We start from the raw sequence: 9,612 nt of genomic DNA, 5'->3' as shown, positions 1-9,612 counted from the left end.
CATAATTTACGATGTCGAGGTATTCAACGGTCACATGTTTTAGATCAGTTGATAGGTTGTTTAATTTAATCATGGCTGAAATCCTGATTTTTCTAATATTGGATAAAGCTCTCTGAATTTTTCAGGCTCTAAAAGCATATCTGCTATACGGATAGCAAATTGTTGGTAGCTTTCTGTACCTTGTGAATATTTCCCCATTTCAGGCATTTCTGACATTTTATTGGCAAATAAATGGCGTTGTGCATCGGTCATTTTGACAAAAAAGTCAGGTGTGTTTGGGTCACGCTTAGAATCTAATTTTTTCGGCTGTGATTTTTGCTTAAACTTAAATGAAAAACCAATAATTGAACGACCACGTTTGTGTTGTTCATACTCTGCTTTTATATCTGTGTACTCATTAATTTGATCAATGGCAAGGTGTAAAACTTTTTCTTTAAATTGCCCCATTCTCTTGTATTCGTTGGGTTCTATGCCTAATTTTAATCTTAGCTCTTCTAGCTCTACCATAGTCACTTTGCCTGTACTACGCCATGCGATAAGCAACTCATACAAGCGTATAGCGTAAACACTAGTTAAACTGCTGACTTGCTCTAGTTCATAACTGGTGAAGTGTTTTTCTAAATTTGTAATCAACGGTACAACATCATCAGAAAACTTAATACGAACAAGAGCTTCATTTTCTACATAAGATATTCGTTGTACCCATCGACTTATTACATTCTCAATGTTGCCCTTTTGAGTCAGCTTTTGATAGCTAAATCTACGATCAAATAGGCTTTTGCAAGCATCTTTAAGAACTTTATAGGCTGTATTTCTATGAACATTGAAATGGTTGATATAGCTTTCAGCATGAATCGTCAAATCTTTATCATTGGGTGTATTTGATTGCCTAGCTTCAAGTATGGCTAACAGTATTAAACGTTGTTCTGATAGGTCTAAATTATAACTGGCATTTATTAGTGCATTATCTTTAACGACTAGTTCCTTTTTCATAAGCACACATGTTTTTTAAATATATAAGTACACTCTATTTTATTGAGTGTCACTTTGCAAGATAAAGGTGTACTTATTGCAAGATAAAGGTGTACTTATTGCAAGATAAAGGTGTACTTATTGCAAGATAAAGGTGTACTTATTGCTATTTTTATTCTTATATATCAATTAATTGTAGAGGCTAAAAATTAAAAAATTAAAAAATATTAAAAAGAGGGGAGTGCTTAAAACTGCCCTATGTACTCGCTAAAGCTCGTACTCTATTGAAGCTCGTTCCTCGCTTCATGGGGCAGTTTTTGGTTAATCCTGTTTATGAAATCTAAAAGCAAAAGCATTGGTAATGTATTCGCTTCGCTCATACTTTTTGAAAAGCAAAAGCTCCAAAGTTCGCACCCATTCGGGATGCTCTGTAACTACCGTTTAAAATCGAAAGGGAGCTTGTAATCAGAGAAAAAGCGAGGTCGAAATTTTGATGATGCTCAATCGCTCGTAGACACTCGCTCGGTTCTTATTATCTAGGTTTTAATTATTTACTGGAGCTAATCAAAGTTGTGAAACATTGATGAAATATTAGTCGTGGAACGTGAAGAATCATAAAAAAAGCCCGAGCATGACGTTTCGGGCTATTAAGTATTGACTATAACATTGAAAGATAATGAAAATATCTAAGCTGTTATTCACCAATTAAAATGTCTATGCGAAAAACCATTTAAAATGTCCTGTTTTTAACTACAAGAGTCAAGTACAGGATTCAACTTTCTTTGTTTAATAATATTTTTCTGAGCTCTACGACTCGGCATACTTTTCTTGAGACGGGAACGTTTATTCTGTTTCTCCAATTCCTCATGTTGCTGCTGGATATGGGCCAGGACCGAACCTAATCTTTTATTCTCAACCACATCATTCTGCTGTAGTCCAGCCAGTTTATTGAAGACTCTATAGTTGATCTTCCGTCCTTCATGCATGATTGCCACAGTACCATCCGGGTACTCCAGAAATGAAATGTATTGCCCAACAAGCTTATGATTCAGCTCTGTCGGTTCAAGCATATAAATACACTTGTCATAGGTCAGGGTCAGATTCTTGGTGACCTTACGCGGTTCCTGCCAGGTAAAAATATCATCCAGTTCAAGATCAGATTCGGTTAATGGCCGATGCAGGTTCTTTGAGTTTCGCGCACATTTGGCGAACTTCTGATTGAACTGCTCAATAAAGCAGGGTAACCATATATTGGCCTCTGCAATCGAACCGATGCCTTCCAGGCGCATCTCTTTGATCAGACGGTCCTGAAGGGTTCTGTTGGCACGTTCCACACGACCTTTGGCTTGGGGTGAGTTGGCAAAGATAATATCGATGTTCAAATTATTCAGAATCCGCCCAAATTGCGTAATCTGGCTGTCTTGCCTGGATTTTTTATTAACTCTGAATACCGAATGCTTGTCGCTATAAAAGGCTAGAGGTTTGCCGTATTGTTCAATGTAGGCTCGGGTTGAAAGCATGTAGTCAAAGGTCGTTTCAGCCTCACAAAAGCGCAGATGCAACAGCTTTCCAGTAGCATCATCGATATAAACCAACAAGCAGCATTTTGCAGCTCGACCTTCAAACCAGTCATGATATGAGCCATCAATTTGGATCAGTTCACCGAAGCAATCCCGGTTATAACGTGGCTGATATGGACGCTTCAGGCGCTTGGATCGCGGAATCCACAGGTCATTGGCCGTCATCCAGCGCCGAAGCGTTTCTACCGGGATATTCAGGTCAAACATGCTGCTGAGCTTCTCATGCGCCAAGGTGGGTCCAAAGCCCAGCAAATGTTCAGCAATAATGGAAAGGCACTTTGATTTTAACAAGTCATCATGGCGACGATGGCCAGGTTGACCACGACTGGCATGTGCCATACCTGAGACACCATCTTGATTGAGCTTCTGCAATAACCGGGTAATTTGACGGGTGGAAAGATTTAGGATTTCAGCAGCACGGACCTGGGTAATACGATGATCTCGAACGTCTTGCAGAACTGCAAGCCGTTGAATTTCTTTGTCAGACATAGTGATCAGCATCTATATTTATATCCAGTCCATGGTGATAAAAACCATCATAAACTAGACATTTTTATTGGTGAGAATATAGACACTTTAAATGGGTTCTAACATAAGCATTTCGGATAAGGTGTATTATGTTAATTTTAGATAAACTATAGAATCCATTAGTTTTTAAACCAATAAATTAAATATTTTATGGAACTCCAGAATATTTATTCAGGCGATACTTAAGCAATAAGGGTAGGGTGATTACATAAAGTATTGCAGCTAATGCCCATACCATTCCAGGAGCTGATGCCTGAGTCATAAAATAGAGGCTAGTAACTAATACAGGACCAATTATAGCCCCCAGACTATTAAAACTGCTTAATAGCCCTTGTAATTCACCTTGTCTTTCATCACTAATACCTCTGGACATCATTGCTTGCAAAGCAGGAACGGCTACTCCACCAAGGGCAAACAATGGTAACAACGCAAAAGGCACCCATTCTTCAACAGCAATAGATAAAAGAAGTAAACCAATTGCATCGCAAGCTATTCCACATAACAACGTATTTTTCTCTCCAAACCTCTTTACCATAGGGGCGATAGCAAAAGCCTGTGCAATAGAATGGCATATTCCATAACTAGCAAGGGAAACACCTGCAATAAATATACTCCAGCCATAACGATCCTGCCCATAGATAACCCATAAAGTTGCGGGGACTTGTGAAACCAATGTGATAATTAAAAAGATACCAAGCAATGGAGCCATATTAGGTTGAGTGATCAAATAGGATAATTTCTTTAATATTGATTGCTCCTGAACCTTCTCAGTCATTTTATTGCTGTGTTTTGATTCTTTTAATAAGACTGCTGTCATTATTAAATTAATCCCATTCATAAAAGCAGCAGCAAAGAACGGTGCATGTAAGTTCCATTCACCCAAAACTCCACCTATTACCGGACCCGCTATAAACCCAATACCAAAGACAGCTCCAAGGAGACCAAACCTTTTTGCACGCTCATGGGCTGGAGTAATATCTGAAACATAAGCTGTTGCAACAGCCATGTTGGCACCTGTAATTCCCGCAAAAATACGACCAATATATAGCCACAATAGAGAAGGAGCAGCAGCCATTAGGAGATAATCAGCCGTTGCACCAGCAATTGAAATAATTAATACAGGTCGACGTCCAAATCGGTCACTCAACGCTCCAAGGATAGGTGCAAAAATGAACTGCATCAGAGCATACACAGCTAATAAAGCACCATAGTGAACACCGCCTGCTTCAGCTCCAGCCAATGACCGTAATAATTCAGGCAAGATCGGCATAATTAAACCAATCCCAACAGCATCCAGAAATATAGTGATTAAAATCACGCTCAATGATTTCTTCACAAATGCCTTCTCTAGCAATGATAGAATTAATATTCTCTCACACACTCCCTATCAGTGATAGATTTATGAGTAAAAAAGATATTGCACCTCAACGTCTGACACGTGAAATAGTCCTGCGTACCGCATTGGATATGTTGAATGAAGAAGGCATAGATTCAATAACCACACGCAAGCTAGCTCAACGATTGGGTATTAAATCTCCAACTCTATATTGGCATTTCAAGAATAAATCCTTGTTAATGGAAGCAATGGCGGAAACCATTATAAATGAACACCATTTAGTTTCTTTACCCATCGATGGGATGACATGGCAAGATTGGTTGCTCGCTAATTCTGTAAGCTTTCGTCGAGCACTACTAGCTTACCGTGATGGTGCTCGTCTACATGCAAGAACTAGCCCCAGTCAAGGACATTTCAACACGATTGAGGCCCAAGTTGCGCTGTTATCTCATGCTGGGTTTTCTCCTGTTGAAGCAGTTGCATTACTTATGACATTAGGAAGGTTTATTGTTGGGTGGGTCCTTGAGGAGCAGCAAGAAGAAATAAGATCAGACCCACCATTCGAAGCCGATCCAACTATATATCCACTCATGCTCCAAGGAGTGAATACCTTACAAAATATGAATGCGGATGACATTTTTGAAAATGGGATTCGTATGGTGATTATCGGTGCTGAAAGACAACTTGATATTAAAATGCAAACTTAACTCTATACTGCTTTAAGCAACTGTTCTATTTAGTAATAAAGCTTTTATCCTTAATTATTTAACATAATAGAGCTTATACGAAACGCAATTTAAAATATTATTGTTTTTCATATAGTTATAAAATTTTGACTGACTTCAAAAACAGTAAAAAGCCGACTTAGAAACAAGTCGGCTTTTTTATGAGCAGGTTTGATACCTTTTGCCAAGAACATAGGTTATTAAATAATCAATTGATAAAATATATTCTTATTATTTCATTTACTCATAAAATATATTCATTATAATGTTGTGTATTCGATCGAATACAATAAAGAGGAACTTTCATGACCGAGATTAAACGTCTCCCTGAATTTGATGAATGGCTAGATAGCATTAAAGACAGTATGACCCGTCTTAAACTGAATCGAAGATTAGATAAGGTTCAGCGTGGTAATTGGGGCGATGTAAAGCATCTTCAAGAAGGTGTTTGGGAAATGCGAGAGTTCTTCGGACCAGGTTGGCGCATGTATTACATCAAACATGGTGATGTAATCATTGTGATGCTTGGAGGTGGTGATAAATCTACACAGCAAAAGGATATAGAACGAGCTGTTGATTTATCAAAATCTTTAGAGGATTGAAAAATGGTTAAAATAGCTGATCTACCTAGCTTTGACATGGCAGAAGCACTTAAGAGTGAAGAAGATATTGTAATGTATCTTAATATGGTTCTTGAAGAGAATGACCCTGCTGAACTAGCTCATGCACTTGGTGTAATTGCTAAAGCTCGTGGTATGACTCAAATCGCTAAAGAAGCAGGAATTGGACGTGAAGCACTTTACAAAGCACTCCGTCAAGATTCAGCACCTCGTTTTGATACGATTAATCGTGTAGTAAATGCTTTAGGTCTAAAACTAACTGTGCAGAATGCATAACTATTAATAAAATTTTGTCTAAGTTCCATCTTATTTAACATAAAATCTCTTATGCGAAATTTCAGCTCGATGCTTTGAAAGATGGCTAAAGCCATGTTTCAAAGTCGGGCAACTTTGCGCTTGCTGTAATTTGATTTGTAATGAGAAAAACCAAGCAAAGTACCGATCAACTAGTATTTTTTAGGGTCGATCTGACACCAGTCATACGTTTTTTCTTTGACACTACTCGGTTCAAACGAGTAGCAATTTTTCCTCATTATTCTCACCAATGTTTCACCATCACTTTCTCGAATTTGTAGCGGATATTTTTTTAGTACAGCCATATCTGCTCTACGTTCATCAATTTCGTCTTTGCTTGGTATGTATAAAAAGATAGCCAAAATGAACACCATCATCACAGCAACAAACGTGCTGGCAAAAATAAAGATAAGTTTTAAGTTGAGCCTGTTTGTAGCTTCGTTTAATGCCTGAATACTGTTGTTTAATGCACCTGTATGCTTCTTATTTGTGTTTTCTAGCGATTTTTCAGCCTTGTCTAGCACTCCACTAGCGACTTGGTTGTAAAACTGCTCTAATCGCTTCTTATCGTCTGCTATGGCTTCTCGATATTCCTTCATGGATGCCAATAAAATATATAACTGGTCATCTAAATCATTTTGATTACTCATAATGACATTCCGCCTCTACTTAGTTTTTGATATGCCTTGCGGAGTGCTTGCTCGGCTCGTTGTTTATCTAATTCTTGCTGTCGTTTCATTTCCGCTTGGCGTTCCAGTTCTAGACGTTTGGTTTCTTGGTTCTTCTGCCATTGATCAAAACCTTGATCGACACGGTTTAAACCACGCTGTAAAACGCTCTCTTTCTGCTGTTTCTGTTGGTCAAGCTGTTGGGCGTTCTGCTGTTTCACATTGTCATTAAAACGGCTGATTTCAGTGTCTATGCCTTGTCTGCGTAATTGGGTGACTTTAGTGCCTTCATGGATGGTGGCTTGTAGTCCGTTATTCTGATCGGCATAGCTGCGGTGATCTATTTTTTCTCGGTAGCCTGCTCGTTCTAATGCGTGATTGGCTAAATTTGCCCACGTTTCCCGAATCTGTTTAATTTCGTCTTGGGTTGTACCCATACCAAGGCTTTTTCGTTTGGCGTTGCTGAGTTCAATATCGGTTTTGGTGGTCAGGGTGAGTTTATTGTCCGTGTCCAATTCGGCTTTTCGGGTGGTAAGCATGATATGGGCGTGATGATTCTTATCATTACCGCCTTTGCTGGGTTCATGGATGGCTAAATCTGCGATCACTCCATAGCGATCAACTAAGGACCTGGCAAAGTCTTTTGCCAAGTCCTTACGTTGATCAGCGTCTAATTCATCAGGTAGGGCAATGACCCATTCTCTAGCGGTTCGGGCATCTTTACGGTTTTCGGTTTTTTCTGCCAAGTTCCAAAGTTCACCACGGTCAATTTCAATATCTAAATTAGACAGAATTTCAGAATGGGCGACACCGTCTTTTCTCGTAAAGTCATGGGTCAGTCCTGTGCGTTCATCTTCTAGTTTTTCCCCTGCACGATATGCAGATGATGCAACCGCAGTTCGCCCCGAACTTCGGTTCACCGTTTTAGTGGAACAATGATAAATTGCCATGCAGTCGCCTTGGGGTGCTTTTGCTTTTAAAAAATTGCGTAGCAGTTTTTTGGGGTTAAGGGGTGTCCCCTTGCGCAACTTTGACTTGAACTTTGTTCAAGTCGTAAGTGCGCATTTCATGAAAAACACGATAGCATATAGCCCGCTTGAATTTCAATTCATAGGGTTTTATGCTTGAGTGGTTTTCTATATCCCGAAATTAACCGTTATGACAAAATCTGCTGAAAATATCGAAAAGAAAATTGAAGCCCAATTAGAAAAGTTGAAACAGTTAAAAGCTCAAAAACAGGCTATTGATGCAAGAGAAAAAACCAAGCAAAAGGAACAAGAAAGAAAGGACGATACAAGACGTAAAATTTTGCTCGGTTCTTACTTAATTAAAAAGATGCAATCTAATGAAGCCAATAAAGAAAAAATACTCGCTGAACTCAACGAATATTTAACAGAAAATAGAGATAGACAGCTTTTTGATTTGCCCGATATTGAAGCCTAATTTTTCTTAGCTGTTTGGTTGTTCTGTTCGGCTTGATACTCGGGAATGAGCGTATTTAAAACCTTTTGAATATTGTCTTTGTCCTCTATCTGCAAATTATCTCGATAGTAAATTAAGTCCTGTATTTTGCTTTCCATCTGCATTTTTTTGGTGGGTTCTGCATTTTTGGATATTCGAGATAATAGGAAGATATAACCGCATATATTTTCCCTCGCAATTTCATAATTTACGATGTCGAGGTATTCAACGGTCACATGTTTTAGATCAGTTGATAGGTTGTTTAATTTAATCATGGCTGAAATCCTGATTTTTCTAATATTGGATAAAGCTCTCTGAATTTTTCAGGCTCTAAAAGCATATCTGCTATACGGATAGCAAATTGTTGGTAGCTTTCTGTACCTTGTGAATATTTCCCCATTTCAGGCATTTCTGACATTTTATTGGCAAATAAATGGCGTTGTGCATCGGTCATTTTGACAAAAAAGTCAGGTGTGTTTGGGTCACGCTTAGAATCTAATTTTTTCGGCTGTGATTTTTGCTTAAACTTAAATGAAAAACCAATAATTGAACGACCACGTTTGTGTTGTTCATACTCTGCTTTTATATCTGTGTACTCATTAATTTGATCAATGGCAAGGTGTAAAACTTTTTCTTTAAATTGCCCCATTCTCTTGTATTCGTTGGGTTCTATGCCTAATTTTAATCTTAGCTCTTCTAGCTCTACCATAGTCACTTTGCCTGTACTACGCCATGCGATAAGCAACTCATACAAGCGTATAGCGTAAACACTAGTTAAACTGCTGACTTGCTCTAGTTCATAACTGGTGAAGTGTTTTTCTAAATTTGTAATCAACGGTACAACATCATCAGAAAACTTAATACGAACAAGAGCTTCATTTTCTACATAAGATATTCGTTGTACCCATCGACTTATTACATTCTCAATGTTGCCCTTTTGAGTCAGCTTTTGATAGCTAAATCTACGATCAAATAGGCTTTTGCAAGCATCTTTAAGAACTTTATAGGCTGTATTTCTATGAACATTGAAATGGTTGATATAGCTTTCAGCATGAATCGTCAAATCTTTATCATTGGGTGTATTTGATTGCCTAGCTTCAAGTATGGCTAACAGTATTAAACGTTGTTCTGATAGGTCTAAATTATAACTGGCATTTATTAGTGCATTATCTTTAACGACTAGTTCCTTTTTCATAAGCACACATGTTTTTTAAATATATAAGTACACTCTATTTTATTGAGTGTCACTTTGCAAGATAAAGGTGTACTTATTGCAAGATAAAGGTGTACTTATTGCAAGATAAAGGTGTACTTATTGCAAGATAAAGGTGTACTTATTGCTATTTTTATTCTTATATATCAATTAATTGTAGAGGCTAAAAATTAAAAAATTAAAAAATATTAAAAAGAGGGGAGTGCTTAAAACTG

The 9,612-nt window shown here is 38.0% G+C and carries 11 protein-coding genes; 4 read left to right on the top strand and 7 right to left on the bottom strand.

From position 1 onward, the window contains the following. Positions 1-69: 69 nt before the first annotated feature. From repM (F960_RS01785) to tet(39), 3 genes are all read right to left on the bottom strand, one after another. Positions 70-993: a replication initiation protein RepM gene (repM, locus tag F960_RS01785; RefSeq protein WP_004856439.1), complete on the bottom strand. Its 924-nt coding sequence runs from the start codon at positions 991-993 to the stop codon at positions 70-72. 725 nt (positions 994-1,718) lie between these two features. After that, entirely contained in the window at positions 1,719-3,053 is a 1,335-nt protein-coding gene (locus tag F960_RS01780) for an ISNCY family transposase (RefSeq protein WP_004856465.1), read from the bottom strand. A 175-nt stretch (positions 3,054-3,228) separates the two neighbouring features. Continuing rightward, positions 3,229-4,416, bottom strand: a complete 1,188-nt coding sequence (gene tet(39), locus F960_RS01775) for a tetracycline efflux MFS transporter Tet(39) (protein ID WP_004856455.1) — start codon at positions 4,414-4,416, stop codon at positions 3,229-3,231. Between the two features lie 65 nt (positions 4,417-4,481). Here tet(39) and F960_RS01770 point away from each other — a divergent pair, with 65 nt between their 5' ends. From F960_RS01770 to F960_RS01760, 3 genes are all read left to right on the top strand, one after another. Further along, the gene (locus F960_RS01770; RefSeq protein ID WP_004787586.1) at positions 4,482-5,123 is read left to right on the top strand and encodes a TetR/AcrR family transcriptional regulator C-terminal domain-containing protein; all 642 of its coding nucleotides are present in this window, start codon (positions 4,482-4,484) and stop codon (positions 5,121-5,123) included. A gap of 323 nt (positions 5,124-5,446) precedes the next feature. Beyond that, positions 5,447-5,743: a type II toxin-antitoxin system RelE/ParE family toxin gene (locus F960_RS01765; protein ID WP_004787583.1), complete on the top strand. Its 297-nt coding sequence runs from the start codon at positions 5,447-5,449 to the stop codon at positions 5,741-5,743. Positions 5,744-5,746: 3 nt separating this feature from the next. Further along, positions 5,747-6,037: an addiction module antidote protein gene (locus F960_RS01760; RefSeq protein WP_004787581.1), complete on the top strand. Its 291-nt coding sequence runs from the start codon at positions 5,747-5,749 to the stop codon at positions 6,035-6,037. A gap of 170 nt (positions 6,038-6,207) precedes the next feature. Here F960_RS01760 and F960_RS01755 read toward each other — a convergent pair whose 3' ends face one another. After that, positions 6,208-6,705 carry a hypothetical protein gene (locus tag F960_RS01755; RefSeq protein WP_004856450.1) on the bottom strand — a complete coding sequence of 166 codons (498 nt, stop codon included), beginning with the start codon at positions 6,703-6,705 and terminating at the stop codon, positions 6,208-6,210. Next, entirely contained in the window at positions 6,702-7,673 is a 972-nt protein-coding gene (mobQ, locus tag F960_RS01750; protein WP_004856449.1) for a MobQ family relaxase, read from the bottom strand. The genes F960_RS01755 and mobQ overlap by 4 nt, the downstream gene beginning before the upstream one ends. A 208-nt stretch (positions 7,674-7,881) precedes the next feature. Between mobQ and F960_RS01740 the strand changes: the two genes are divergently transcribed. After that, entirely contained in the window at positions 7,882-8,166 is a 285-nt protein-coding gene (locus F960_RS01740; protein ID WP_004856445.1) for a DUF8583 domain-containing protein, read from the top strand. On the opposite strand, the gene F960_RS01735 is transcribed toward F960_RS01740, so the two are convergent. Together F960_RS01735 and repM (F960_RS01730) are read right to left on the bottom strand one after the other, a co-directional pair. Then, entirely contained in the window at positions 8,163-8,459 is a 297-nt protein-coding gene (locus F960_RS01735; RefSeq protein ID WP_004856442.1) for a hypothetical protein, read from the bottom strand. The genes F960_RS01740 and F960_RS01735 overlap by 4 nt on opposite strands. Further along, positions 8,456-9,379, bottom strand: coding sequence for a replication initiation protein RepM (gene repM, locus F960_RS01730; RefSeq protein WP_004856439.1), 924 nt, complete (start codon positions 9,377-9,379; stop codon positions 8,456-8,458). The genes F960_RS01735 and repM (F960_RS01730) overlap by 4 nt, the downstream gene beginning before the upstream one ends. Between the last annotated feature and the right edge of the window lie 233 nt (positions 9,380-9,612).

Source organism: Acinetobacter gerneri DSM 14967 = CIP 107464 = MTCC 9824 (assembly GCF_000368565.1).
GTDB lineage: Bacteria > Pseudomonadota > Gammaproteobacteria > Pseudomonadales > Moraxellaceae > Acinetobacter > Acinetobacter gerneri.
This window is presented reverse-complemented; position numbering and strand designations above follow the sequence as displayed.

Bases quoted from the DNA above. Each gene is read 5' to 3' on its own strand.
- repM (WP_004856439.1), bottom strand. From the start codon at position 993: ATGAAAAAGGAACTAGTCGTTAAAGATAATGCACTAATAAATGCCAGT.
- F960_RS01780 (WP_004856465.1), bottom strand. From the start codon at position 3,053: ATGCTGATCACTATGTCTGACAAAGAAATTCAACGGCTTGCAGTTCTG.
- F960_RS01770 (WP_004787586.1), top strand. From the start codon at position 4,482: ATGAGTAAAAAAGATATTGCACCTCAACGTCTGACACGTGAAATAGTC.
- F960_RS01765 (WP_004787583.1), top strand. From the start codon at position 5,447: ATGACCGAGATTAAACGTCTCCCTGAATTTGATGAATGGCTAGATAGC.
- F960_RS01760 (WP_004787581.1), top strand. From the start codon at position 5,747: ATGGTTAAAATAGCTGATCTACCTAGCTTTGACATGGCAGAAGCACTT.
- F960_RS01755 (WP_004856450.1), bottom strand. From the start codon at position 6,705: ATGAGTAATCAAAATGATTTAGATGACCAGTTATATATTTTATTGGCA.
- mobQ (WP_004856449.1), bottom strand. From the start codon at position 7,673: ATGGCAATTTATCATTGTTCCACTAAAACGGTGAACCGAAGTTCGGGG.
- F960_RS01740 (WP_004856445.1), top strand. From the start codon at position 7,882: ATGACAAAATCTGCTGAAAATATCGAAAAGAAAATTGAAGCCCAATTA.
- F960_RS01735 (WP_004856442.1), bottom strand. From the start codon at position 8,459: ATGATTAAATTAAACAACCTATCAACTGATCTAAAACATGTGACCGTT.
- repM (WP_004856439.1), bottom strand. From the start codon at position 9,379: ATGAAAAAGGAACTAGTCGTTAAAGATAATGCACTAATAAATGCCAGT.